We start from the raw sequence: 25,682 nt of genomic DNA on the forward strand, positions 1-25,682 counted from the left end.
TAAAAATAACCCGTTTTCGTAAAAGCTGGATCGTCAGGTAACTAAGCTTAAACCTGATGACCCGGCTTTTTTGTATTAAATTCGAAAAAAGAATGTGAGAAAGTTGCTGGTTTCATTTTTTACTAAAAGATTTGTCAATTAGTAGGCAGTTTCAACCGATTGGTTATACTATGAGCATCGTCAGCAACAACATCAAGTACCTCAGAAGGCTGAACGGCCTGACGCAGGAACAGTTTGCCCGTAAGATTGCGATCAAGAGGTCGTTGCTGGGAGCTTATGAGGAAGCAAGAGCTAATCCAAACCTTACTAACCTCAAAAACATGGCTGCCGCATTCGGGGTTAGCGTTGACAATTTGCTAAAAAACGATCTACGAAGACTAAGGGAAACACCCGAGATGTCACTGCCGCTGACAAGCTCACGTCAGATGACCGTTTCGCATTCGGGAGCGATGCCGCAGCCCTCACCTACGCGGACGCCGGGATATACGGAGCCACAGCCACTTTCTAAAATCATTGAAACCTATCAGCAGCCCGAGCAGCCGATCCGGCAGGTGTCGCGGCAAGTCAATCTGAAACCTGTTAGTGGAGAAGTGTACCAGGCCAACCAGCAGGACCAACCTCCGATGTTTCAGCAACCCGTATTTCAGCAACCAATTGCCGCGCCGCAACAACCAGCGCCGCAACCAAAAACTCGGCAAGCAGCGTCTCAGCACACCACACCTCAGCCGGTAGCAGGCATACCTACATTTAACAACCAGTACCAGGCGACACAGTTCAATGCAGCGGTAGAACAGCCTGCACATCATTTCCCGACCATTCAGTGGGTCGCGCGCAATGCACAGGCCGAATACATTGCCAACTTTCAGAACCCGGCCTACCTCAATGGCCTGCCATTGTTTCAATTGCCTAACTTACCGTCGGGCTATTATCGTGCATTCGAAAGTGGAGAAGATTTTGCGTATCCCGGGTCCATTCTCGTGGGAACGTTCATTCGGAATTGGTACGATATCAAGGATGGAATGCAATATGTATTCTTACTAAGAAGCCAGGGACTAATTTACCGCAATGTGTTCAACCAGGTAAAAACGGCTGGTATTTTGCTGCTCACCTCGGATAATACGGATATTGAAGAGCTCGAAATTCCGTTGCAGGATGTGCTGGAAGTGTGGGAAGTGAAAGCCTTTATAAGCCTGCAAATGCCTCAGCCTCAGCCTTCACTCGAAAGAGTGGCTCAGCTCGTAGATGAGTTACAAATAGAGCTGAGCCAGTACCGTCAATAAGTCCACCTTATTTGGAAAGGGCATTGAACAATGCCTCGATTTTTGATAAGTCCTTACTTTTGGATGTTGTTTCGAGGATTGCCTCACCCATTTTGTACCATAATCCATCGCCGGCAGTGATGTATTTCCCTCGTTTCGTAGGTTTGTTTTCAGATGCATTATCCGGCACGAATTCAGCTTTGTAAATTGTGTCCATGATTTTCTGCAACTGATTCCAATCCAGTTGACGCACCGTGCCCGCATTTTTGCTTAATGTGAATTCCTTTTTCGCAAATGACGCTTTGAGATCGATCGTGGTCTTGGACTCATTATCAATTTCAACATAGCTCAGCTCGAAGGGATTCTCGCGACCACCTGTTTCAAATATCGCCTGCATCATTTCCTGCAAAAAGTACGACCAGCGCTCCTTATCGACCGGATAAATGGTGACGCGCTTGTCATTCTCATCCAGTTCTATTTCAATAAAATCTTCAAATTCACTCTCCTCTCTTCTGCGAATGATTTTCGAAGACTCGAAAATGTTTTCAAACTCCTTGATCCAGATCGCGGGCAAATCGCCTCTCCATTTGTAATCGTCATCGGTTGAAAATCCTTCATCATAGATCTCGTCCTCGGAAAGGTCGTCGCGGTCGGTGTATGCGATATCAAAATCTACGCGCAGATCCTGCGCCGTCTGAATATCCATTTTTAATGTATAAAAATGTGAAAAGGGGGCCGGGACCACCGGAGCCGTCTGAAAACGAATGATATATTGACCGGGGATTTGAAGATTTTTATCCATTCTAAGATTCTAAAAACTGTTGAAATGTTGCTCGCTTGTCGATTTTATCGGTTGCTGTTTTGACAAATGCTTTTGCAAAGTAAATATGTTTAGGGTTTCCATAGCCTGAAACATGTTTCCTAATTTCTGCCGATAGCTGTTCCGGTGTCAGACTAGGCAACTCTTTTTCGATGACCAGCACCAACTTTTGCCCCAATTTCTCATCTGCTTCCCACCAGCTGAAAAACGCATTTGAAATACTCAAATCATTAAAAACCAAGGCAATACGTTCATCCGCCTGGTCGAGCACGATTTTCACCCCGCCCGAATTGATCACATTATCCACCCGGCCAATCCATTGGAATGCATTCCCCTGTATTTCCACCAGATCATTCGTTTGCACCTTGTGTCCATTGGTAACAGCGCCTGAGACAAACAAACATCCACGCTCATCGGTACCGAACTGGATGCCAGGTAAGAACATGTAGGAGTTGCTCCGGTTGACGCCATTGAGCGCTTTTAATGCAACGTGAGACACTGTTTCCGTCATTCCGTAACTCTGGAAAACAGGGACGTCAAGCGCCCGGATAAGTGCCAATAAAGACATGCTCACCGGCGCGCCGCCAAGCAATATCTTACCCAAATGTCCCGCTTGATCCTTCGTCGCTGGGTTTTCAAGGATTGCCTGCAATTGCATAGGCACCAGCGCTACAAAATCAAAATCCACAGCATCCAGCCCTGCCATTGGGTTCGATGTCGGCTCGGTGATCGTGAGCTCCCAATCCAGTTCCATTCCTCTTACGAGCATCATTAATCCGGCAATGTAGCCGACATTCAGACAAACCAGCGCGCGTGTACCAGTTCCGAGCGAGAGTACTTGACCGGTCATGGCTGCACTGTCAGCAAGTTGCTTGCGGGTAACCGTGATGGGCTTGGGCATGCCGGTGGAGCCGGAGGTGTGCAGCACAAATTCATCTCTGCCTTGCATCCATTTTTCCATAAAATCATAGGCTTGGGCAAAGTAAGGATTTCGTGGCCTTTTCTGTGTTTGCCAAAGCGCTTTGCTCGTCGTCCAGGTCATAGCGAATGCGTGCATTACCGGTGTTGTTACCGGGCTTGAATGCTCCGGAAAGTTATTCATTTGTTTTTGAAGGTAACCTAAACAATGACTAATTTCGCACATTCGGGCAATCCCTGGTGGCCGCATTCCGGCTTTCGCATTGCTTACCGATTGCATTTATTTTAATTTTACCACTCTGATTTTATGTCCAGTACAGTTCAATGGGAAACCATTAAAGAATACGAAGAAATTCTCTTTACGCTTCACGAAGGAATTGCCAAAATCAGCATCAACCGCCCGCATAAGCATAACGCATTCACGCCGCTCACGGTAACCGAAATGATCGACGCGATGCACATTTGCCGTGAGGATCCCAGGATCGATGTGATCATTTTGACAGGCGAGGGCGGCAAAGCATTTTGTTCCGGTGGCGACCAGTCGGTACGCGGCCACGGCGGCTATATCGGCGATGACCATGTACCACGCCTGAATGTGCTCGACCTTCAAAAAATGATCCGTTCGATCCCGAAAGCGGTCATTGCGATGGTGGCAGGCTGGGCGATCGGCGGTGGACACGTATTGCACGTGATCTGCGACATTAGCATTGCAGCGGATAATGCACGATTCGGACAGACAGGCCCGAAAGTCGGCAGCTTTGATGGCGGTTTTGGCGCATCTTACCTGGCACGTGTGGTTGGCCAGAAAAAAGCGCGCGAGATCTGGTTCCTCTGCGACCAATATGACGCTGATGAAGCATTGCAAATGGGCCTGGTAAACAAAGTCGTTCCTTTGGAGCAGCTCGAACCGGTTACATTGGAATGGGCGAAGAAAATCCAGGAGAAAAGCCCCCTATCGATCCGTATGCTGAAAAGTGCATTCAATGCGGAACTGGACGGCCAGGCCGGTATTCAGGAACTTGCCGGCAATGCGACGTTGCTTTATTACCTTAGCGAGGAAGCCAAAGAAGGCCAGCGCTCGTTTTTGGAAAAAAGAAAGCCGGATTTCAGCAAATTCCCAAAATTTCCTTGATTTAGTCCAGAAAGATTAACATTTTAACTCCTACCATAGAAATACCCACCGAATGAACCATTGGCTTGTAAAATCAGAACCATTTAAATATTCCTGGGACCATCTCGTTGCCGAGGGTGAGGGCATGTGGGACGGCGTACGGAACTACGCGGCACGTAATAATCTGATGGCCATGAAAGTAGGTGACCCGGTGCTGTTTTACCATAGCAACGAAGGCAAGGAGGTTGTGGGGCTTGCCAAAGTATCCAAAGAGCATTACCCCGACCCTACTACCGACGAAGCGGGCTGGGTGGTGGTGAACCTGGTCCCGGTTAAGAAGTTTCCAGGTACTGTTACACTCGCTCAGATCAAGAAGGACGAACTTCTGAAACAAATGGATCTGGTCCGTTTGTCGAGGCTGTCGGTCGTACCGGTGAAACGCGAAGAATTCGACCATATCGTTGCTCTGGCACATGACAAAAAATAAGCGATCCGTTTTTCGGCTGGTCTTGCCGTTCCTCTTCCTGGGTATCCTGAGTGGACAACTCTTTGCCCAGGGAGTGAAACGGATTGAACTTCCATTGCCCGGTAACACGGCATATCAGGCAGTTCCTCTTGGCAAACAAGGTGTGTTGCTGATCTCCAAGCCTGACAAAGGCACGTTCAATGTCCAGAAGTTCGATACGAACCTCGAACGGGTGTGGTCCATCGACGGTCCGATCGAGTCTAATCTCGACTATATCGCTTCCTCCTATGACGGGCAGGCCGTGTTTCTGCTTTTCAGCAAATACCGGAGCTCATTGTATCAGATTGTGAAGGTTAACGTAGGCCCGGGTTTCGTGGAGACGTTTACAATCAATACAGTGGACCGTTTTGAGATTACCGATTTCAAAACGCTGGGCTACTCGGTTTTTATGGCTGGAATGGTCCGTAACGAGCCGGTTTTGATTTATACTCAGCTTACAACACAGCAAACGCGGGTATTACCATCCGCCATTAAAGGTTCTAATGCCATTCAGACCGTCGAAGTCGATACGGCTCAGCATTTAGTCAATGTTTGTTTTGCGGTTAAAAAAGGCCGGCAAACCAAGCTTGTAGCCCGTTCCTATGAAGAGACCGGTGAACTTTACACGCAGGTAACTGTGGACCCAGAAGATGATTTTTCGCTCCTGAGCGGACGTTTACAGGTATTAAACGACTCGGTGCGCATCGTGATCGGCACCTATGGCTATCGTAATATGCAAAGCAGCTCTGTTGCGGCATCGCAAGGTTTGTATATCAGTAAAATAGTGGGTGAAGAGACCGTTTTCACCAAATACCACAGTTTTACGGACTTCAAGAACTTCTTCAATTTCATGAGCGAGCGCCAGCAGGAGAAGATGGAAAAACGCATACGAAAGAAAAAGGAAAGCGGAGACGACCTGAAATTGAACTATCGTTTGCTCGTTCACGATATCGTTCCGAGAGCCAACAACTTCCTCCTTGTCGCGGAAGTTTTTTATCCAGAATACCGTTATCAGAACCCAAGTATGATGGGCGGTTTCGGCTATGGATATGGCGGCTACGGCTATCCGCTGGGAATGGGTCTTTATAATCCTTACCTCTGGAACCCAATGTATGGCGGCCGGGGTTACAACCAACAGGTCTTCGATGGCTTCACCTATACGCACGCGGTCGTAGCAGACGTAGACCAGAATGGCAACCTGCTTTGGGACAACAGCATTAGTTTTGACAATGTAAAAAGCATGGAATTGAAGGAAAAGATCAAAGTACAATCTTTTACTAATGGCAATTCCAAACTGATTTACAGCCACAACGGTGCCATCCGCAGCAAGATCATTAAAGCTGATCAGGTAATCGACAGCGACCGGGCTATCCCTAACGAAACCTACGTGGAAGGCGATAAAGTCCGCAAGACCAGCACCGACGATATCGACTACTGGTACGACAACTTCTACCTCGCCTGGGGAGAGCAGCGCATTGTGAACGCAGCGGGAGACGCCCAAACGCGTGGGCGACGGAATGTGTTTTACCTTAACAAGATTGCATATTGACCATGGACCGCCGACCACCGACGGCCGATTGTTGCTTTTCTGTAATAAATAGAGTTGCGATCGGCGGTCGGCCGTCGATGGTCGGCGGTCAAAAATTTAAACCAACACCACCTTGATACTACTCTCACCAGACCAACATACTGACTACCAGTTGATAGATAGCGGCGGATTCGAAAAGCTCGAAAAATTCGGCCCTTACGTTCTCTCACGTCCCGAGCCGCAGGCAATCTGGGATAAATCCCTCTCCGAAGAGGAATGGGAACAACGCTCGAATGCGGTTTTTAAAAAAGACAAAAATTCACAAGAGAAAGGCCAGTGGATCACCAAAGGAGATATGCCTGAGCGATGGGTGTTCCAGTACCGCACCAAAGACTTGCATTTGAGAAGCAAGCTGGCATTGTCCGCTTTCAAACACGTGGGCGTATTTCCCGAGCAGGCTACCAACTGGGATTTTATTGCCCGGACTTTGAAACAAATGCCCGAGGAAAAGCCGTCCGTACTTAACCTTTTTGCCTACACCGGCATTGCTTCGCTAGCGGCAAAGGCTTCCGGTGCGGATGTGACGCACGTGGATTCGGTGAAACAGGTGATCAGCTGGTCGCGGGAGAATATGGATTTGAGCGGACTGAGCAACATCCGCTGGGTTGTGGAAGATGCGTTGAAATTCGTGCAGCGCGAGGTTCGTCGCGGTAACAAGTACAATGGCCTTATTCTCGATCCTCCCGCGTACGGTCGCGGGCCCGACGGTGAAAAGTGGCTGCTCGAAGAAAGTTTAAATGAATTACTCCGGCTTTGCGCACAGTTATTAAAGGAAGAGAACTTCTTTTTTATCATTAACCTTTATTCGCTCGGCTTTTCGGCCTTGATCGTGGAAAACCTGATTAAGGCGCACTTTGGAACGAATATCAAGCATGAGTTTGGAGAGTTGTTCATCCCCGATTCTTTTGGAAAAAAACTTCCATTGGGTGTATTTTCCCGTTTTTCGGACCAGAATGTTTAAAATCGGATTTAGATTCTTCAATTTTGTGTTTGAATGGGTAAGCTAACAGCAACGATAGCAAGGCTCCATTGGCGAAGCATGAAGTCCGACAATCTCAAACATATTTCTCTCGCATTTCTGATCGCTCTCGGAGGATTCGAACAATCCTGCGAGAGTGATGCCCGGACGTCCACACGGATTCCGCCGGTGATCAAAAAAGGCAAAGTACAATGGCAGAACGATGCATTACTGTCACTCACGGAGCTGATCAACCGTGGGATCGATTCGGACGTCAATTACTTTAAACGGGCACGCATTTATTTCGAGCGGGAACAATACTCGGAGGCGCTGGACGATATCAATGAATCGATTTACGAGCAGGACAATGTAAGCGAGTATTTCCTTCTGCGCGGGAAAATAAACCGGGAACTGGGCAAGATCGACAATGCGCTGGAAGACGCGCAACGCGCAGAGGCATTACAACAAAGCAGCCCGGAACTATATGTTTTGCTTGCCGATATTCTGCAAGCAAAAAACCGTTTCGGTGAGGCGGCTGGCTATCTCAATCAGGCATTGAAAATGGCACCATATGACGGCTCGGCCTATTATGTAAAAGGTATGTTACAAGTTCGGCAAGGCGATTCCCTGGCCAGCTTGTCGAGCCTCAACTATGCGATGAACGTCAATCCGCGATTACTCCGCGCTTACGAGCAAGGCACGCTAATCAATTTAAAACTGAAAAACACCGCGGAAGCACTCGCTATCAATGAAAGGGCGCTGCAACGCTTTCCCGAGCGCGCTACCTTGTTTTTTGGAAGGGGTGAAATCCTGAATGCATTGGCCAAGCCGGACACCGCATTAATCTTTTATCAAAAAGCCGTAGCAATCCAGCCCGATTATGAAGAGGCTTTAAACCAACTGGCAGCAGTAGCCATGCAGCTTCGCGCCTACCCGCAGGCGATCCCCGCATTGAAAAAGCTTTTGAGGAAAAAGCCGCAATCGAAAGAGATCAACAACATGCTGGGCTATGCCTACGAAAAGAGTGGTGAGCTTGATCTGGCGAAGACCTACTACACCACTTCATTGACCATCGCTCCCGGCGACCAGGATGCGCGCTACGGAATGTTCCGGATCCGGAAAATCGAGTCGGAAGGTCTTTATCCCTCCTATTATCCGGAGCAAGATGCCAATCAGGGATATAAGTTGCTGGATACCGCTCGGGTTAAAATCAATATTATCCAGCCACGTGGTACTACAAATATCCGCGTGGACTCGTCACGAAAAGCTAAAATTGAATAGCTTTGTGCTTTGCGGCCTTCCGCATTGCCATTGAACCATAGTCACAGAATATTTTTTTGAATGAAAGACGAGTCTCAAGTAAAAATTACCCTGCCCGATGGTAGCGAACGTTTTTACCCAAAAGGGGTAACCGCTCTCGAAATTGCGCTCAGTATCAGTGAAGGGCTTGCACGTAATGTGATAGCCGCCAAAGTGAACAATGAAGTCTGGGACCCAACGCGCCAGATCACGGAGGATTCCCTGGTAAAACTGCTGACGTGGAATGACGAGGATGGCAAAGCGACGTTCTGGCATTCTTCGGCCCACTTACTGGCCGAAGCATTGGAAGCGCTCTATCCGGGCGTTAAATTCGGAACGGGACCTTCTATTGAAAAAGGCTTTTACTATGATGTAGACCTCGGCGGACAAACGATTTCTCAGGAAGATTTCCCGAAAATCGAGGCAAAAATGCTTGAACTTGCCCGCCAGAAAAACGAATATGTCCGCAAGCCGATCAGCAAGGCAGATGCACTGGAATTCTTTACCCAAAAAGGAGACGAATATAAGCTGGAGCTGATCGACGGGCTGGAAGACGGCTCTATTACTTTGTACGAGCAAGGCGGTTTCACCGACCTCTGCCGTGGGCCGCATATCCCGAACACCGGATTTATTAAAGCCGCAAAACTGACCAACATCGCGGGTGCTTACTGGCGTAACAAGCAGGAAAACAAAATGCTTACGCGCATTTACGGGATTACTTTTCCAAAACAAAAAGAGCTGGAAGAGTACGTTACCCTGATGGAGGAAGCGAAAAAACGCGATCACCGCCGTTTGGGTAAGGAGTTAGAACTTTTTGCATTCTCCGAAAAGGTAGGACAAGGCCTGCCATTGTGGTTGCCGAAAGGTGCCATGCTGCGGGAGCGTCTGCAGGCATTCCTGAGCAAGGCACAGTCGCGTGCGGGCTATTTGCCGGTGATTACGCCGCATATTGGTAGCAAAGATCTTTATGTGACTTCCGGCCACTGGGATAAGTATGGCAAGGATTCTTTCCAACCCATTAAAACTCCGAACCTCGGCGAAGAGTACATGCTCAAACCAATGAACTGCCCGCATCACTGCGAGATTTATAAAACCTCTCCGCGCTCCTATAAGGATCTGCCATTGCGGTTCTCGGAGTTTGGAACAGTGTACCGGTACGAGCAAAGCGGCGAGTTGCACGGGCTTACACGCGTACGCGGCTTCACACAGGACGACGCGCACATTTTCTGCCGTCCTGATCAGGTGAAAGAAGAATTCATCCGCGTGATCGACCTGGTATTATATGTATTCAAATCGCTTGGATTCGAGGATTACAGCGCTCAAATCTCTTTGCGTGACCCGAGTAACAAGCAGAAATACATTGGAAAGGACGAAGATTGGGAAAAAGCGGAAAGCGCGATCATCGAAGCAGCATCAGAACGCGGCCTGAGCACAGTGACCGAACTAGGAGAGGCGGCCTTTTACGGTCCGAAGCTCGATTTCATGGTACGTGATGCATTGGGACGTAAATGGCAGTTGGGTACCATTCAGGTGGATTATCAGCTCCCTCAGCGTTTCAGTTTAGAATATACCGGTTCGGATAACCAAAAGCACCGTCCGGTGATGATCCACCGTGCGCCTTTCGGTTCGATGGAACGGTTCATCGCGATTTTGATCGAGAACACTGCGGGCCAGTTCCCATTGTGGCTTTCACCCGACCAAATTGCCATTCTGCCGATCTCCGAAAAGTTTGCAGATTATGCAGAAGAAGTGTTCTTCCAATTGCAGGATCATGACATCCGTGGCTTTGTAGATCACCGCGACGAAAAGATTGGCCGGAAGATTCGTGACGCGGAAGTTACCAAAGTTCCGTTCATGCTGATCGTCGGTGAGAAGGAAGCAGCCGAAGGAAAGCTATCAGTGCGTCGCAAAGGCGAGGGTGATTTAGGCAGCATGACCATCGAGGAGTTTATCACCTTTTTCAAAAAGGAGGCCAGCATTGCTTGATGTTTTTATAAGATTTTAGTATTATTCCAGCAATAAGGCACTATTTTTGTGGGAGTAGTGTTAATTTTTTCGATTTCCACCAAAAATAAAAAAACACCAATACAAATTATATGGCATTAAGACCCCCTAGTGGACGGTTAAGGATTCCCGAAGAACCTTATAAAATTAACGAACGAATTACAGCGAAAGAAGTACGATTGGTCGGTGAAAACATTGAGCCGGGCATCGTAGATATCAATACCGCCCGCGCGTTAGCAAAGGCACAATCACTTGACCTTGTGGAGATTGCACCAACGGCAGTTCCGCCTGTCTGCAAAGTGGTTGACTATTCGAAGTTCAAGTACGAGCAGAAGAAGAAACAAAAAGAAATTAAGGCAAAGGCACAGAAGGTGGTCATTAAAGAAATCCGTTTCGGCCCTAACACGGACGACCACGACTTTGATTTCAAATTGAAGCACGCGACCAACTTCCTGAAAGAAGGCTCAAAAGTGAAAGCATATGTGCATTTCGTGGGACGTACGATTGTCTTCAAAGAGCGCGGTGTAAATCTTTTGAAGAAGTTCTCCGAAGCATTGTCTGAATATGGCAAGCTGGAAATGGAGCCTAAGCTGGAAGGAAAGCGGATGACGATCATCCTTGCTCCTGCACCTGCGAAGAGCAGCAAATAATACGCTTTTTCATCAAGCATATCGATAGAAGATCGTGTTTTTGGCCTAGTGCCGGAAACACGATTTTTATTTTTTGGAGATTATAACTAATTTTGCGGGCTGTTTTATATTTTATCAACTATTAGTTTTTTGAATCATGCCTAAAATGAAAACCAACTCTGGTGCTAAAAAGCGTTTTGCGCTGACAGGCACTGGAAAAGTGAAACGCAAACACGCTTTCCACAGCCACATCCTGACTAAAAAATCAAAGAAGCGCAAGCGTGGATTGGTGAAGACAGGTCTGATCGATGTGTCTAATGAGAAGCAAGTATTGGCAATGCTTCGGAAATAATCCGTAAAAAGCCGATCAGAAATTAACCTCTGGTTTTTTGTTCAACCCGATAGAAGGCATTTAAGTCTCAGCAGAGCGCCGAATATCAAAAACAGTTAAATTATGCCACGTTCAGTAAATCACGTAGCGTCACGTGCAAGACGTAAAAAAGTTTTAAAACTCGCGAAAGGCTATTTTGGCCGTCGTAAAAATGTATGGACCGTTGCCAAAAACGCCGTTGAGCGCGGGTTGGCTTACGCATACGAAGGCCGTAAACAGAAGAAGCGTAATTTCCGCGCATTGTGGATCCAGCGTATCAACGCAGGGACCCGTCAGCACGGATTGTCTTATTCTGCTTTCATCGGCAAACTTAATTCAAAAGGCATCGAGCTGAATAGGAAAGTTCTCGCTGACTTGGCGATGAATCATCCCGATGCATTCAAAGCGATCGTTGATCAGGTAAAATAAAACAGCATCCCGCCTCTCCGGCGGGATTTTTTTTGCTTAAAATTTGGATATTGCAGGCGACAATCAACTCGTACCTCAAAACCAAATAATATGCTTGAACAACTCTTTGACCTCGTTCAACAGAATTCCCAGCAAGCCGTAATCCAAAACCCCGACGTGCCTAACGAGCATAACCAGGAAGTGATGAACACACTGGTTGGCTCGATCACCGGCGGTTTACAAGAGGAGGCGCAAAGCGGCAACGTTGGTGGCATCATGAACCTGTTCTCAGGCGAAAGCGGCACATCGGCGGCATCGCTACTGAACAATCCCATCGTCGCTTCGATCGCTACCAATGCCATTGGTGCCATCGTTCAAAAGTTTGGATTAAACAGCCAGGTGGCGGCCAATATCGTCAATTCAGTGCTGCCGAGCGTATTAGGCGCGGTAATCAGCAAAATGAATGGAACCGGCAGTGGCGGGTTTGATCTCGGCTCACTCGTTCAGATGGGCGGAGGTCTCTTTGGCGGCGGCAAGGACGAAAAACCCGGTTCAGGCGGCATCGACCTTGGCGGCATGCTGGGCGGCCTTTTCGGCGGAAAGTAATCGGAAAGAATAACGGCACGATAAAGTAAGGGCTTCAAAACGATAGTACATTTGCATAAAATGATGTACTATCGTTAAAGCCCTTTTTCCTTTTTAAACTCACCTTACCATGGACTCGAGAAGAGAATTTATCCGGAAAGCCACCATGCTCACAGGAGCAGCCGGGTTGTTCAGCACCCTACCCGCTTCGATTCAAAAGGCATTAGCCATTAACCCGCCAAAAGGTACTACCTGGCAGGACGCCGAGCATGTGGTGATATTGATGCAAGAAAACCGCTCCTTCGATCATTCCTATGGAACCCTGCGCGGGGTACGCGGCTTCAATGACCCTCGCGCCATTACCCTTCCGAATAACAATCTCGTTTGGCTGCAAACCAATGCATTTGGCGAAACTTACGTGCCTTTTCGCTTGAATATCAGGGAGTCGAAAGCGACCTGGATGGGTTCTCTTCCACATTCCTGGCCAAACCAGGTGGATGCACGCAACGATGGAAAGTATGATAAATGGCTTATCGCTAAGCAGCCCGGTAATAAGGATTATGCTAAAATGCCTTTGACACAAGGCTTTTATAATCGCGAGGACATTCCTTTTTATTATGCAATGGCGGATGCATTCACTGTTTGCGACCAGAACTTTTGCTCTTCGCTAACAGGCACCACGCCCAACCGTCTTTATCTATGGTCTGGAACCGTCCGTGAAAACCCGGATCCAAAGCATTACGCAAATATTCGCAACGAGAATGTCACTGACGACCGTGAAGCTTCGTGGACGACATTCCCGGAACGCCTGGAAGACAGTGGCACTTCGTGGAAAATATACCAGAATGAACTGAGTATCAATACAGGTTTCACGGGCGAAGAAGATTCCTGGCTCGCCAATTTCACCGACAACCCTATCGAATGGTTTACGCAATACAATATCCGTTTTCACACAGGCTACCATCGTCACCTCAAAGAACGCCAGCAGATGTTGCCAGCTGAAATCGAACAGGCGCAGGCGAAGTTGAAGACACTTTCGGGCAAGGAATCCTCCGATCTTGAAAAAGTAGTGAACGAAAAACGCGCTTTGCTGAAACTTGCGAACGAAGAACTGATCCGTTGGAGCCCCGAAAAGTTTGAAAAATTGTCGCAGCGCGAGAAAAATATTCACCAGAAGGCATTCACAGTCAACAAAAATGACCCGGATTACCGGAAGATTACCACGGTTAAATACCAGGACGGAGATATTGAACACGAAGCAAAAGCGCCCATGGGTGACGTGCTGCACCAGTTTCGTTCGGATGTGAAAGGTGGCGCCTTACCTACCGTCTCATGGCTCGTTGCTCCTGAAAACTTCTCCGATCACCCCGGTGCACCGTGGTATGGTGCATGGTATGTCTCCGAAGTACTCGACATTCTGACGGCCAATCCGGAAGTATGGAAAAAGACGATCTTCATTCTCTGTTATGACGAAAACGACGGCTATTTCGACCACGTACCGCCATTTGTTGTTCCCAATCCATATAAGGAAGACACCGGTGCAGTTTCCGAAGGCATTGACTGCAAAACGGAGTTCGTGACACTGGAACAGGACATGACCAAGAAGAAAAAAGAGGAATGCCGCGAAAGTCCGATCGGGCTGGGTTACCGGGTGCCGCTGATCGTCGCTTCACCCTGGAACCGGGGCGGAAATGTATGCTCTGAGGTGTTCGACCATACCTCAATATTACAATTCCTGGAAAAATTCGTGAGCCTGAAATCCGGCAAGCAGGTGAAGGAAACAAATATCAGCGAATGGCGACGCACCATTTGCGGTGACCTGACATCGACCTTCACACCCTACGACGGGCAGGAGTTCAAGCTCCCGACTTTTCTGGAAAGGGAAGAGTTTATGGAAAGTATATTTAATTCAAAATTCAAAAAGTTGCCTAACGGCTACAAAGCATTATCCAAAGGCGAGATCGAAGAAGTAAATAAGAGCCCGCTCACCTCTTCTATCCTGCCAAATCAGGAAAAAGGAACACGGCCCGCGTGCCCCATACCGTATGAATTGTTTGCCGACGGTGCCGTAAACTCTGCCAAAAATACATTTGAAATAAAGCTGGAAGCCAGAAATGGCATATTTCGCGACAAAACTGCTGGTGCGCCATTTATCATTTACGCTCCCGGAAAGTACAAAAATGAGCATTTCAAGGTCTGGAATTACGCAGTGAAAGCGGGAGATTCTATCCATTGCTCCTTTAATATATCCGATTTTGAAGGCGGAAAATTCCACCTGAAGGTGTATGGGCCAAATGGATTTTTCCGGGAATATGCCGGTAAGGAGCAGCATTCCAATATTACATTCAAAACCCAGTTAGAAATCGATAAAAATAAAAAATCTACCGGAAACATTCAGGTCGATTTGCGGAACAATAGCTCATCCGCTGAATACAAAATTGCATTACGGGACAACGCATACGGTGCTGTAAATCAGTCATTAAAATTACCCAAAGCAGCCGGTGCCACGAAGAAAGGGAATGTACTCACCGTGAATACTTCCAAGAGCGGCAACTGGTACGACTTCTCGATCGTCGTGGATGGCGAACCAGATCTCATCATTCGCCAGGCAGGCCATATCGAGACAGGTAATATCAGCGAAAGCGACCCTTATATGGGGCAAATGGTTAGCTAATCCCTAATCCACTCGCCAGGCCGGATTTTGGCCTGACACTTTGTCACTCCCGTTTTAAGTATGAGTATCTGGTACGGGCTTTTTAATAGTACACCCAGTGACCAATGAAAATAGGTCTGAAAGTCCAGAATCAAATCATACTTAACTTATAAATAGAAAATGGGAAAAATTATTGGCATAGACTTAGGAACTACGAACTCCTGCGTGGCTGTCATGGAGGGCAACGAGCCGGTTGTTATAGCCAACAGCGAAGGTGCTCGCACTACTCCGTCTGTGGTTGCATTCATGGATAATGGTGAACGCAAAATTGGAGCACCGGCCAAACGTCAGGCGATTACCAATCCCAAGCATACTATTAGCTCCATTAAGAGATTTATGGGTAAAAAATACGATGACACAACCTCAGAAATGAAGACGGTTGCGTACAGCGTAGAGAAAGGCCCTAACAATACTCCGCGCATTCCGATCGGTGACAGACTTTATACACCGCAGGAAGTTTCCGCTTTCATTCTTCAAAAAATGAGGCAAACTGCAGAAGACTATCTGGGCCAGGAAGTTACCGAAGCGGTGATCACTGTCCCCGCATATTTTAATGACGCGGAACGTCAGGCTACCAAAGAAGCTGGTCAGATTGCCGGGCTGGATGTGAAGCGTATTATCAACGAACCTACTGCCGCTGCCCTCGCCTACGGTCTGGACAAACAGCATCAGGATATGAAAATTGCTGTCTTCGACTTGGGTGGTGGTACTTTCGACGTATCCATTCTTGAACTGGGTGACGGTGTGTTTGAAGTGAAATCAACCGACGGTGATACCCACCTTGGAGGTGACGACTTCGACCAGGTAATCATCAACTGGCTTGCAGATGAGTTCCAGAAGGATGAAGGCGTCGACTTGAGAAAAGATCCGATGGCATTGCAGCGTTTGAAAGAAGCCGCTGAAAAGGCAAAAGTTGAATTATCAAGCTCTACGCAGACTGAAATCAACCTGCCATATATCTTCCCGGTTGACGGTATTCCAAAACACTTGGTTCGTACCTTAACCCGCGCAAAATTCGAGCAACTTGCTGATTCGTTGTTCCAACGCATGATGGAACCTTGCAAGAGAGCAATGAAAAATGCAGGATATTCGAACAGCGATATCAATGAGGTAATCCTTGTCGGTGGATCGACCCGTATCCCTCGCGTGCAGGAAGAAGTGGAGAAATTCTTTGGTAGAAAACCATCGAAAAACGTCAACCCTGACGAAGCTGTTGCGGTAGGTGCTGCAATCCAGGGTGGTGTGTTAACAGGTGAAGTGAAAGACGTACTTCTTTTGGACGTTATTCCTTTGTCTCTCGGTATCGAAACATTGGGTGGCGTGTTCACCAAACTGATCGAAGCGAACACTACCATTCCTTCGAAAAAAACGGAAACGTTCTCAACCGCTGCTGATAATCAGCCTTCTGTGGAAATTCATGTATTGCAAGGTGAACGTCCGCAAGCTACGAACAACCGTACACTCGGTCGTTTCCACTTGTCCGACATTCCGCCAGCACAACGCGGTGTACCTCAGATCGAAGTGACGTTCGACGTGGATGCGAACGGTATCCTGCACGTTTCTGCAAAAGACAAAGGAACAGGCAAAGAGCAGAAGATCCGTATCGAGGCTTCCAGTGGTTTGACCGACGCGGAAATCAACAGAATGCGTGAAGAGGCGAAAGCAAATGAAGCGGCTGATAAAGCAGAACGTGAGAAAATCGAAAAAATAAACGGAGCGGATAGCCTGATCTTCTCAACTGAAAAACAGTTGAAAGAATATGGCGACAAACTTTCGGATACTAACAAAGCTAATATCGAAGGTGCGCTGGCAGAATTAAAAACTGCTCACCAATCTCAGGACCTTACTGGCATCGACGCTGCTATGGAGAAACTGAATGCGGCATGGCAAGCTTCGGCTCAGGAAATGTACGCACAAGGTGGTGAAAGTCAGCCCGGAGGCGCTCAGCCGGGTGCAAGCGATCCAGCTGGTAATCCCGGTGCAGGCGCTGCAAACAGCAGCTCGACTGACGACGTGACGGACGTTAATTTCGAAGAAGTGAAATAAGAATTAAGATTAAAAAGTCCCCGTCCGTTAAACAGATGGGGATTTTTTTTACCCGCAGTGTTACAAATTGGGGTTTTTAAGCGTATATATAAATGGATAATTCGTTGTCAATTTACTGGCACTGATTTTTTTAGAACCAAGTACAATCATCATCATTCTAATCAACCATCACTAAAACTGATCTTCTATGGACGCAAGAATCGCATTACCAGAATTGATGTACCTTTCTCCTACGACTCGTGAAAAAGCAGTTTCGATAGCACAGGAACTACTGAGATCTACGAATATCTCCCCACGCGAAGCTGTCTCAAAAGCGATTCTGATTGCAAAAAACTGGGCGGTCAAAAACGTGAACCGCAGCGTTTGGAAAAAATTGAAGTCAGTCGAAAAAGAAATGATATGATAGAACTGGCATTCAAAGATCAGGTAGTCATAGTGACTGGGTCAAGCTCAGGGATCGGTAGAGCTTGCGCCGTGCATTTTGGGAACAATGGTGCGCACGTGGTCGTCAATTACAGTTCCAATGCAGCGGAAGGTCAGCAAGTTGTCGACGAGATCAGGTCTAACGGCGGCACCGCGATTCTTGTGAAAGCCGATGTTAGCAAGGAAGAAGAAGTAAAGGCGTTGTTCAGCCAAACGATCAATGAGTTCGGCCGATTAGACATTCTTGTCAGCAATGCAGGCTTACAGAAAGACGCGCCGTTCCTGGAGATGACTTTGGAGCAGTGGCAGAAGGTAATCGATGTCAATCTCACCGGCCAGTTCCTTGCTTGCCGTGAAGCCGCTAGGCAGTTCATCGCTCAAACAAAAACCACTACGGAAACAACGCACAGCGAGCTTGCCGTTGGCAAAATTGTGTTAATGAGCTCGGTCCATGATGTCATTCCTTGGGCGGGACATGTCAATTATGCGGCTTCCAAGGGCGGTATTATGATGTTCATGAAATCCATCTCGCAGGAACTTGCACCACACAAAATCCGTGTGAACTCTGTCAGCCCCGGAGCGATCAAAACGCCTATTAATCAGGAAGTTTGGTCGGATCCCGACAAATATAAAGACCTGCTTCAACTGATTCCATACAAAAGGATTGGCACTGCTCAGGACGTTGCGAAGGCAGTTGCCTGGCTTGCATCAGATGATTCAGATTATGTCAACGGCGAAACACTTTATATCGATGGTGGCATGACGCTCTATCCTGAGTTTGCCGATAACGGGTGAATTAATTGTTAGAAACACGATTGGTTGTCATATAGTTAGCTAAACAAAACGTCAGGCAGTTGCGCCTGACGTTTTTTATTGACTTAATGACCATCCCTGACGACAGCACTTGCCAATTCATGACCACAGTTGCCCCATCCTTCTCCTGCTACTGCGTTACAAATTCTCCTTTTTCAACAGACCAGTCGTTTCCAAAGAAGCCGGACATTTTTACTTCCTTAATTCCATCCCTCAGCATATCGGCTGAAAAGATCATTAAGTCGGGGAACCCGCTACCACCGCTGAAATATTGATTAGCATTCGCAGCCTGAAAGCCAAGTTTACCGGTTCCTGAAATAACAGTCACCGATGCCGTTTTACTGTCCGATCTTGGATAAATGAAATAGGCGGCAAGATTGTTACCGGCAAACTGCTTGCCGCCGACGTCAATTTTACCATTCGTCACTGTCACCGGACAGTTTTTCAGGATCTTATCCCAGGCCAGGTTGGTCGTTTTATTACCATAGAGAATTACACCTCTGTCCTTAAACTGTTGAGGATCGAAATCTTTATCTGCAACAATATCCACCGCCCCATTGCCGCGGTAATACCATGACTCCGCGTCGAATGTCGCTTTTTCAAATGCCCATGCTTTTTCGTCGGCATTTCCGCCAGTCGCGTACACATATACCATCCGGTTTCTGAATGCGTCTTTCAAAGTACCACTCCGCTCAGCATTCTTTTCCGTAACTGCCGGAGGACCCGCCAATTTCCAGCTACCTTCGTTTTTTAGGTGAATAGTTTCACTACCTATTACATCATATTCAATCGGTGCCTGACTGTCGAGGACAATTTTCAATTTAGATCCAGGTACAAACGCGTCGAGGTCAAGGGAAAGTAGCGCTACGTTCTCGGTAGTACCGTCAATGCGAAAGTCTTTTTTGCTGCTACTTAGTTTGATTTGGCTGTATTTTAATGCATTAATCTGTTGATGCACAGCAGCCCAGCGCATCCTTGACGAGATTCCTGGATTAGCTGTCTTAAAATCAATAAATGTAACGGCAGTGTCCCTTGGGATAGCATGCCAACTGAAAAAGTTGAAGATCGGTGGCCAGTCTACGCTAATATCGCCGTACCAGTGCTCGCCGCCAATGTGCTCATAGTAACTAAAATCGCGGTGGAATTTTCCAAGAATGTCGCGCATTTGACGCGCATATGTGACGGGCACCGTACGATCCGCATCCCCATGCGCAACGTAAACACCAAGGCTCTTATAATTCGAAGTCAATGCCAAAACATTGCTCGGGTTGCTGGCTCTCAGCAACATAGCCTCAATCAGCGATCCGGCGCTATCGGGTATGACGCCGTCATGCGAACCATAAGACGCCAAAGTTGGATACCCGGCGGAAGGGGCAATAGCTGCCCATTTTTCAGGATAAGTCGCTCCCAGGAACCAGGTACCGTGACCGCCCATCGAATGGCCGGTCAAATATATACGTGATGGATCGGGGCTAAACTGCTTTTTGGCAATGTCAAGTACTTCCAATGCATCCATCCGGCCCCAGTCTTCCCAATTGAACCCGCGCGGTCGGCGATTGGTTGGTGCAACAAGCACACCCCAGTCCTTGGGCTTATAAGCTCTCGCCTGACTAATCGCCTGGACCTCAGCACCGTGTACAGAGAAAAACAATGCAGGTTTTTCCGAAGAATCACCCTTAATCTGTGGCGATACAGCATAATATTGCACGCTGCCGTCCAGGTCGCTCACAAATGTACGACTGTATTGCTTGCCTGCTTCAACGGATTGGATCGCAATCTTTGACAGATCCGTTACCTTTCTATTTTGCGACAAGGTAAGGACCGCTTCATTCTTATGTACACTTGTAACGCCACTACCGTCAATCAATACCCCAACTTTGCGCAAGCTCATCGCCGGTACTGACGGCAGCCTGGTAACAATCTCTTTTCCGGCTACGACCGCTTTCATTTCAAGACCGGTCAGCGATTTCTTAGTCATATTTGAGATCACCACCCCGGTCCAGAGTGAATCATTTTTGAAACCCGGAACGACATCGGAAATGGTAAGGTCTTCTGTATTAATGGAAACCTGCTTTGTCGGAAAAGTCAGATTAGCAGTGATGCCCCCAAAACGTCCAAAGCGAGCAACGCGCGCGTAAATTTCATTTTTACCTTTTTTAAGCAAAACAGGCAAATGCATCCAGCCATATCTGTACATGTCGCCCCCGCGGGGAACGCCATTCAGAAAAATCATGTCCTGACCGGTGATCGTCAGAATGGCGGCTTGCTCTTTGCTGGATTCGTAGGTTAGGTAGACATAGCCGTTCGAAAATGCATCTCCGCGGAAACGGTGGGTTGAATCGGCTTGTACTTTCTTCCACTTAACTTCTCCGGCTTTTGCATCGCTTAGCAGGACCCCGCCCTCTTGGGGTTTGAGTGTTCCTTTATAAAGTTGGTAAGCAAGTTGATCAGTGTACAATGCCTCGCGTCCATATTGATGGCAGGGTCCGATCGCAAGGCCATCCTTGAAATGGTAAACCGATTGGGCCTGGTTTTGTGAGAAAACAAATAGTAACGAGAGTGTCGCAAAAATCTTTTTCATTGAAATAGGTTTAGTGATCAGACAAAAACTAAACTTAATAAAAAATATTAATAAAAGACCGCTCTATTTTTAATTAACTCATAATTTGCATTAGAACACCGAAATGGAGGAGTAAATGCCCCTTTTTACAGTTTAGCAGATGAAATTTCAAAAAATGGACCGTAACTTTCGGTATACTATTTCAAAAATATAACCTTAAAAATGTTACAATCAGCGGCTCGATTTATCGCTCAACGTCAATGGATTATCTGGACTTGGAGTTTCCTGATCTTAGTTGCGTGCACATGGCCGGGCAAAGATATACCCGCAGCACCCGTCGTAGGTTTTGATAAAATTGTCCACTCGGGACTATTTACGGTATGGGCGATTCTCGCGCTGATTATTTACCCTAAAAAAAGCCGGTTAGTAGTAGGACTGGGAATGGCTTACGGGCTCGGATTGGAATTTTACCAACAGCTTCTACCATTCGATCGCACTTTTGACTGGTGGGATGCGGTGGCAGATGCTGTTGGTGTGGGAATCGGCTATCTGTTCACAAACCTGGCGTTGAAAAACTAGCGCCAGCGCTTGTATTGGTTAATCAAACCATTTGTCGAACTGTCGTGATTGGTAACCGGCCAATCGTTTTGCAGCTCGGGATAAATTTTGTTGGCGAGTTGCTTACCAAGTTCAACACCCCATTGGTCGAAACTGTAAATGTTCCAAATGATGCCCTGCACAAAAATCTTGTGTTCGTACATGGCAATCAGGCTTCCTAATACTTTCGGAGTGATCTTTTTTACAAGTATTGAGTTGGTAGGGCGGTTACCTGAGAAAACTTTGAACGGAGCAATCTGCTCGATTTCCGCGTCGCTCTTTCCGGCAGCTTTCAGTTCTGCACGAACTTCCTCGTCTGTCTTACCGTTCATCAACGCCTCCGTTTGAGCAAAGAAGTTGGATAGCAACATCTTGTGGTGTTCACCCAAAGGGTTGTGACTTACCGCAGGCGCAATAAAATCGCAGGGAATTAGCTTAGTACCCTGGTGGATGAGCTGATAAAATGCGTGCTGGCCATTGGTACCAGGTTCCCCCCAGATCACGGGACCAGTCTGGTAACCCACCGCCTTGCCATCACGACCTGTGCTCTTGCCATTGCTTTCCATATCGCCTTGCTGGAAATATGCTGCAAAACGGTGCATGTACTGATCATACGGAAGGATCGCCTGAGTTTGCGCGTCAAAGAAATCGTTGTACCAGATTCCGATCAATGCAAGGATCACCGGAATATTACGTTCCAGTTTGGTAGTACGGAAATGCTTGTCCATCTCATGTGCCCCAGAGAGTAATTGCTCGAAATTCTGGAAACCTACGTAGCAAGCAATAGACAAACCGATAGCAGACCAAAGTGAGTAACGGCCTCCCACCCAATCCCAGAAGCCAAACATATTTTCAGGATCAATCCCAAATTTCTCCACTTCCGAACGGTTGGTCGAAATGGCAACAAAGTGCTTTTTCACGTGCTCTTCATCCGAGGCCTTTTCCAGGAACCAACTCCGCGCACTGTGCGCATTCGCCATCGTTTCCTGTGTGGTGAAAGTTTTCGACGCAATCATAAACAATGTCGTCTCCGGATTAAGCGACTTTACTGTTTCAGCAATATGCGTCCCGTCTACGTTGGACACAAAATGAACATTCAGTCCATTTTTAGCATAAGCTTTCAGCGCTTCCGTGACCATTACCGGACCAAGGTCGCTGCCTCCTATACCGATATTCACAATGTCCGTGATTTCCTTTCCGGTATAACCTTTCCACGCACCTGACCGCACGCGGGTCGAAAAATCCTTCATTTTCGCGAGCACTTCGTTCACGTCGGGCATTACATCTGCGCCATCCACGAGCACGGGTTCATTGGAACGGTTGCGCAAAGCGGTATGCAGTACCGCACGTCCTTCGGTAGCATTGATCTTCGCTCCTGTAAACATCGCCTCGATCGCCTCTGCGAGGCCAGCCTCTTCGGCCAATTGGATCAGATATGAGCGTGTGCGTGAGTTGATACGGTTTTTGGAATAATCCAATAATATATCCCCGAAACGAATGGTGAATTTCTTGTGACGGTCGGTATCTTCTTCGAAAAGGGTTTTTAAATGCTTTTGCGAAATGGTTTTGTGATGCGTTTTCAGCTTTTTATAAGCCGCCAACTTATCAAAGGGAACGTTTGATAGCATTATTTCTGGCGTTATGGTAAAAAATCAAACCTTGGTAATGTAAAAATACGGTTTTCAAAGCGGACGTTTGATGACCATATTTCAGGCGTTGTGGTAAAAACCAACCTTAGTATTGCAAAAATATGGTTTTAAAGCACATGATACGCCTTTTCTTAATCAACTAGCCTGGCAAACTCCCCTAAAATACCCTACCGACTCGGCGATACCCGCCAGCGGATCTTTCATATCTTTCTCATATTCAAGGCTACATGACCCCGCGTATTTAACTTTCCGCAGCATTTTCACAAAAGCAGGAATATCGATAATTCCACGTCCCAATTCGCAGGTCTTACCATCTTTCGTAGCAGCCGTCACGTTTTTGAGGTGGATATCGAAAATGCGCTTGTTGTATTTCCCCAAGTCTGCAACCGAGTCCTGGTTGTCTCGCTTGTTGTGCCCCATATCAAAACAAAGCCCCACCCGTGGATCCAGATCCTTTACGTGATTGTAGACCGAAGTCGCATTCGGATACAGTTTATCCTCGGGGCCGTGGTTGTGAATCGCATAGCGGATGTTATATTCTTTCACTTTTTGCTCTACATACTTCAAGTCTTCGTGATTCGGAATACCCACAATCAGCTCCACTCCCACCCTCTTGGCATAATCGAATGCATTATCAATTTCCTGATGGTTTTTGGTATAAATCGGGCCCACGGCGTAGCCGGTCACGTCTGCATCTTTCAGTTTTTGGTGAAACGCCGTGATTTGTTCAGCAGTACTATTATAAGGCAAATGAAAATCCTTGATACACAGATAATGAACATCAGTCTTCCTCATCATTTCGAGGGCTTCGTCCAATTTAAAATGGACAAAACTGTAACCCGCCACCCCTAATTTGAAGGTATCCTCTTTTTTATCAGGAGCTTGATCCGCAATGCTTTTAACAGGAAAGGAAATGATGCCGCCCGCCATCAGACCGGCGATGCCTTTTTTGACAAATGTTCTTCTGGAATTCATCTTTTTGAGTTGGTAATAATTGCTATTTCAATAAAAGACGACGAGTTGGGAATTTACCACCTATCTCTTTATATTTTAAGCTTAACGCCCATGCGGTTGATAGCACCTGTCAGCAAAATGACTAGCAACGAAAAGCAAGCCGACTTCACCAGACCGATGACCCCGGTACGCAGAATCATGGGAAGGCTGATGCCTGCCAGCGTGATAACGGCGTACCATATATATGGAATTAGATAGCAAGTCAATGTTGCTGTCCCGGCCGGTTTAATAATGTTCGCCCAGTTTTTGAACTTTTGCAGATCGACCAGCCAGAATAGAAAGGAAAATGCCAGAAAACTGATTCCGGTACAAATGCCAACCCATGCGGGTGTAGCCCTGATCTTGGAAATACCCCAAAACGGCCGGGTGCCAAATCCGTAGGCCAGGCAGACGACACTCAGTACAATCAGAATTATCCAATAAGTATTCCCTATCGTATTTCGGCTGACGCCGTTCCGATAAATCACCGAAGCTACCACGCCACCCACCACAAATGCAGGCATCGAACCGCTTCCGACGATCCAGACATACTTTTTCACCGGATCGAGAAAATCCAGAATGCCTGCGAAATCAGCAAGATTGAAAAGTTCGAAAAACAGCCAGCCTGCAATCGCCCACTTCATGCGGTCGCCGGTAAGCAGGTATGTGAGCGCCCCTAGCAGGTAAGACCACCCGATCAGCCCGAGAATGCCATACCAATGCACCCCCATCCACGACGGATTCTCCGAATCTCCGCCTTTGTAGATCATCGCCAACCCTGCAAGTAGCAGATAACCAGCAATTCTCAATGCAGTGTAAAGCCCGTTCTTTTCTGGATTTGCGGGATAGACATTCCAGATCATAAAGAAAGCCACGACCATTCCGATTTCCCAGACATACTTACTGACAGCCATCGCAGGGCCTGCGATATTTTCATAGTTGACAATGAATATACCCATGAGCAACAGTGCGAACGTCCTCTCCGCAATATGCATGATAATCAATGTATTATTATCACCTTTTTGCTTACGATTGGAGATCGCAAAGGGAATCGAAAGGCCTACAATAAATAAAAATCCAGGAAAAACGACATCGGAAAGTCCCATGGCGTCTTCGGCGGCTTTGCTGTGTTCCAACCAGTCGGGCACATCTTCGAGCGTCCAGAGGTCATTCACAAAAATCATTAAAAACATGGTGACCGCCCGGAAAACATCAATCGAATCCAGGCGGAGCGAGGGAGAGGCAACTTTGTTCATCAGAAATGATAGGATTTAGGAAAGTCGAATATAGCGGTTTTTCGTCTTTCTATGTTAAGTTACAGGCCCCACATACTCCTTTGGGTTAAGTTCGCTCATAGATTACGCTGCGACCGCTGTCATCTATTCGCACATAAAAAAATCGTCCCTAACAGTTAGGGACGATAATTCTCTATTC

The 25,682-nt window shown here is 47.2% G+C and carries 22 protein-coding genes; 16 read left to right on the plus strand and 6 right to left on the minus strand.

The annotated features are described in order from the left end of the window. Positions 1 to 170 precede the first annotated feature (170 nt). Positions 171 to 1,280, plus strand: a complete 1,110-nt coding sequence (locus LZD49_RS06345) for a helix-turn-helix transcriptional regulator (protein ID WP_234666474.1) — start codon at positions 171 to 173, stop codon at positions 1,278 to 1,280. 7 nt (positions 1,281 to 1,287) lie between these two features. Here the strand turns inward: LZD49_RS06345 and LZD49_RS06350 are convergent, their stop codons facing one another. After that, on the minus strand, positions 1,288 to 1,965 hold the full coding sequence (locus LZD49_RS06350; protein ID WP_234666475.1) for a hypothetical protein: 678 nt from the start codon (positions 1,963 to 1,965) through the stop codon (positions 1,288 to 1,290). A gap of 97 nt (positions 1,966 to 2,062) precedes the next feature. Further along, complete coding sequence (locus tag LZD49_RS06355) at positions 2,063 to 3,181, minus strand: AMP-binding protein (RefSeq protein ID WP_234666476.1); 1,119 nt, start codon at positions 3,179 to 3,181, stop codon at positions 2,063 to 2,065. Between the two features lie 123 nt (positions 3,182 to 3,304). Here LZD49_RS06355 and menB point away from each other — a divergent pair, with 123 nt between their 5' ends. The 14 genes from menB (at position 3,305) to LZD49_RS06425 (ending at position 18,431) form a co-directional block, all read left to right on the plus strand. Beyond that, positions 3,305 to 4,129, plus strand: a complete 825-nt coding sequence (gene menB / locus LZD49_RS06360; RefSeq protein ID WP_223410062.1) for a 1,4-dihydroxy-2-naphthoyl-CoA synthase — start codon at positions 3,305 to 3,307, stop codon at positions 4,127 to 4,129. 52 nt (positions 4,130 to 4,181) lie between these two features. Beyond that, positions 4,182 to 4,595, plus strand: a complete 414-nt coding sequence (locus tag LZD49_RS06365; RefSeq protein WP_234666477.1) for an EVE domain-containing protein — start codon at positions 4,182 to 4,184, stop codon at positions 4,593 to 4,595. Next, complete coding sequence (locus LZD49_RS06370; RefSeq protein WP_234666478.1) at positions 4,582 to 6,162, plus strand: hypothetical protein; 1,581 nt, start codon at positions 4,582 to 4,584, stop codon at positions 6,160 to 6,162. Before LZD49_RS06365 ends, LZD49_RS06370 begins: the two co-directional genes overlap by 14 nt. A 112-nt stretch (positions 6,163 to 6,274) precedes the next feature. Next, positions 6,275 to 7,162, plus strand: a complete 888-nt coding sequence (locus LZD49_RS06375) for a class I SAM-dependent methyltransferase (protein ID WP_234666479.1) — start codon at positions 6,275 to 6,277, stop codon at positions 7,160 to 7,162. A gap of 33 nt (positions 7,163 to 7,195) precedes the next feature. Beyond that, positions 7,196 to 8,440, plus strand: coding sequence for a lipopolysaccharide assembly protein LapB (locus tag LZD49_RS06380; RefSeq protein WP_234666480.1), 1,245 nt, complete (start codon positions 7,196 to 7,198; stop codon positions 8,438 to 8,440). A 60-nt stretch (positions 8,441 to 8,500) separates the two neighbouring features. Beyond that, positions 8,501 to 10,444, plus strand: coding sequence for a threonine--tRNA ligase (gene thrS, locus LZD49_RS06385; RefSeq protein ID WP_234666481.1), 1,944 nt, complete (start codon positions 8,501 to 8,503; stop codon positions 10,442 to 10,444). Between the two features lie 110 nt (positions 10,445 to 10,554). Then, positions 10,555 to 11,112 carry a translation initiation factor IF-3 gene (gene infC / locus LZD49_RS06390; RefSeq protein ID WP_234666482.1) on the plus strand — a complete coding sequence of 186 codons (558 nt, stop codon included), beginning with the start codon at positions 10,555 to 10,557 and terminating at the stop codon, positions 11,110 to 11,112. A 136-nt stretch (positions 11,113 to 11,248) separates the two neighbouring features. After that, positions 11,249 to 11,443, plus strand: coding sequence for a 50S ribosomal protein L35 (gene rpmI / locus LZD49_RS06395; RefSeq protein WP_234666483.1), 195 nt, complete (start codon positions 11,249 to 11,251; stop codon positions 11,441 to 11,443). A 102-nt stretch (positions 11,444 to 11,545) separates the two neighbouring features. Continuing rightward, positions 11,546 to 11,890 carry a 50S ribosomal protein L20 gene (gene rplT, locus LZD49_RS06400; protein WP_234666484.1) on the plus strand — a complete coding sequence of 115 codons (345 nt, stop codon included), beginning with the start codon at positions 11,546 to 11,548 and terminating at the stop codon, positions 11,888 to 11,890. Positions 11,891 to 11,980: 90 nt separating this feature from the next. After that, positions 11,981 to 12,475, plus strand: coding sequence for a hypothetical protein (locus LZD49_RS06405; protein WP_234666485.1), 495 nt, complete (start codon positions 11,981 to 11,983; stop codon positions 12,473 to 12,475). A gap of 109 nt (positions 12,476 to 12,584) precedes the next feature. Next, positions 12,585 to 15,128, plus strand: coding sequence for a phosphocholine-specific phospholipase C (locus tag LZD49_RS06410; protein WP_234666486.1), 2,544 nt, complete (start codon positions 12,585 to 12,587; stop codon positions 15,126 to 15,128). A 159-nt stretch (positions 15,129 to 15,287) separates the two neighbouring features. Next, the gene (gene dnaK / locus LZD49_RS06415) at positions 15,288 to 17,213 is read left to right on the plus strand and encodes a molecular chaperone DnaK (protein WP_234666487.1); all 1,926 of its coding nucleotides are present in this window, start codon (positions 15,288 to 15,290) and stop codon (positions 17,211 to 17,213) included. 187 nt (positions 17,214 to 17,400) lie between these two features. Next, a complete protein-coding gene (locus LZD49_RS06420) occupies positions 17,401 to 17,616 on the plus strand; it encodes a hypothetical protein (RefSeq protein WP_234666488.1) in 216 nt (71 codons plus the stop codon). Then, the gene (locus tag LZD49_RS06425; RefSeq protein WP_234666489.1) at positions 17,613 to 18,431 is read left to right on the plus strand and encodes an SDR family oxidoreductase; all 819 of its coding nucleotides are present in this window, start codon (positions 17,613 to 17,615) and stop codon (positions 18,429 to 18,431) included. The genes LZD49_RS06420 and LZD49_RS06425 overlap by 4 nt, the downstream gene beginning before the upstream one ends. 148 nt (positions 18,432 to 18,579) lie before the next feature. Here LZD49_RS06425 and LZD49_RS06430 read toward each other — a convergent pair whose 3' ends face one another. Next, positions 18,580 to 21,030, minus strand: coding sequence for a prolyl oligopeptidase family serine peptidase (locus tag LZD49_RS06430; protein WP_234666490.1), 2,451 nt, complete (start codon positions 21,028 to 21,030; stop codon positions 18,580 to 18,582). 201 nt (positions 21,031 to 21,231) lie between these two features. On the opposite strand from LZD49_RS06430, the gene LZD49_RS06435 reads away from it, so the two are divergent. Next, positions 21,232 to 21,588 (plus strand): VanZ family protein, encoded by a 357-nt coding sequence (locus tag LZD49_RS06435; protein ID WP_234666491.1) that lies wholly within the window; start codon positions 21,232 to 21,234, stop codon positions 21,586 to 21,588. Here LZD49_RS06435 and pgi read toward each other — a convergent pair. From pgi to LZD49_RS06450, 3 genes are all read right to left on the minus strand, one after another. Beyond that, entirely contained in the window at positions 21,585 to 23,234 is a 1,650-nt protein-coding gene (gene pgi, locus LZD49_RS06440) for a glucose-6-phosphate isomerase (protein ID WP_234666492.1), read from the minus strand. The genes LZD49_RS06435 and pgi overlap by 4 nt on opposite strands. Before the next feature lie 156 nt (positions 23,235 to 23,390). Further along, on the minus strand, positions 23,391 to 24,230 hold the full coding sequence (locus tag LZD49_RS06445) for a sugar phosphate isomerase/epimerase (RefSeq protein WP_234666493.1): 840 nt from the start codon (positions 24,228 to 24,230) through the stop codon (positions 23,391 to 23,393). Between the two features lie 68 nt (positions 24,231 to 24,298). After that, the gene (locus tag LZD49_RS06450; RefSeq protein ID WP_234666494.1) at positions 24,299 to 25,504 is read right to left on the minus strand and encodes a heparan-alpha-glucosaminide N-acetyltransferase domain-containing protein; all 1,206 of its coding nucleotides are present in this window, start codon (positions 25,502 to 25,504) and stop codon (positions 24,299 to 24,301) included. Between the last annotated feature and the right edge of the window lie 178 nt (positions 25,505 to 25,682).

The organism is Dyadobacter sp. CY261 (assembly GCF_021440085.1).
Lineage (GTDB): Bacteria > Bacteroidota > Bacteroidia > Cytophagales > Spirosomataceae > Dyadobacter.

Coding starts and splice junctions, on each gene's coding strand:
- LZD49_RS06365 (WP_234666477.1), top strand. CDS start 4,182: ATGAACCATTGGCTTGTAAAATCAGAACCATTTAAATATTCCTGGGAC.
- LZD49_RS06405 (WP_234666485.1), top strand. CDS start 11,981: ATGCTTGAACAACTCTTTGACCTCGTTCAACAGAATTCCCAGCAAGCC.
- LZD49_RS06420 (WP_234666488.1), top strand. CDS start 17,401: ATGGACGCAAGAATCGCATTACCAGAATTGATGTACCTTTCTCCTACG.
- rplT (WP_234666484.1), top strand. CDS start 11,546: ATGCCACGTTCAGTAAATCACGTAGCGTCACGTGCAAGACGTAAAAAA.
- LZD49_RS06445 (WP_234666493.1), bottom strand. CDS start 24,230: ATGAATTCCAGAAGAACATTTGTCAAAAAAGGCATCGCCGGTCTGATG.
- infC (WP_234666482.1), top strand. CDS start 10,555: ATGGCATTAAGACCCCCTAGTGGACGGTTAAGGATTCCCGAAGAACCT.
- LZD49_RS06430 (WP_234666490.1), bottom strand. CDS start 21,030: ATGAAAAAGATTTTTGCGACACTCTCGTTACTATTTGTTTTCTCACAA.
- LZD49_RS06450 (WP_234666494.1), bottom strand. CDS start 25,504: ATGAACAAAGTTGCCTCTCCCTCGCTCCGCCTGGATTCGATTGATGTT.
- LZD49_RS06355 (WP_234666476.1), bottom strand. CDS start 3,181: ATGAATAACTTTCCGGAGCATTCAAGCCCGGTAACAACACCGGTAATG.
- LZD49_RS06380 (WP_234666480.1), top strand. CDS start 7,196: ATGGGTAAGCTAACAGCAACGATAGCAAGGCTCCATTGGCGAAGCATG.
- LZD49_RS06345 (WP_234666474.1), top strand. CDS start 171: ATGAGCATCGTCAGCAACAACATCAAGTACCTCAGAAGGCTGAACGGC.
- rpmI (WP_234666483.1), top strand. CDS start 11,249: ATGCCTAAAATGAAAACCAACTCTGGTGCTAAAAAGCGTTTTGCGCTG.
- LZD49_RS06370 (WP_234666478.1), top strand. CDS start 4,582: ATGACAAAAAATAAGCGATCCGTTTTTCGGCTGGTCTTGCCGTTCCTC.
- LZD49_RS06410 (WP_234666486.1), top strand. CDS start 12,585: ATGGACTCGAGAAGAGAATTTATCCGGAAAGCCACCATGCTCACAGGA.
- dnaK (WP_234666487.1), top strand. CDS start 15,288: ATGGGAAAAATTATTGGCATAGACTTAGGAACTACGAACTCCTGCGTG.
- thrS (WP_234666481.1), top strand. CDS start 8,501: ATGAAAGACGAGTCTCAAGTAAAAATTACCCTGCCCGATGGTAGCGAA.
- menB (WP_223410062.1), top strand. CDS start 3,305: ATGTCCAGTACAGTTCAATGGGAAACCATTAAAGAATACGAAGAAATT.
- LZD49_RS06350 (WP_234666475.1), bottom strand. CDS start 1,965: ATGGATATTCAGACGGCGCAGGATCTGCGCGTAGATTTTGATATCGCA.
- pgi (WP_234666492.1), bottom strand. CDS start 23,234: ATGCTATCAAACGTTCCCTTTGATAAGTTGGCGGCTTATAAAAAGCTG.
- LZD49_RS06425 (WP_234666489.1), top strand. CDS start 17,613: ATGATAGAACTGGCATTCAAAGATCAGGTAGTCATAGTGACTGGGTCA.
- LZD49_RS06435 (WP_234666491.1), top strand. CDS start 21,232: ATGTTACAATCAGCGGCTCGATTTATCGCTCAACGTCAATGGATTATC.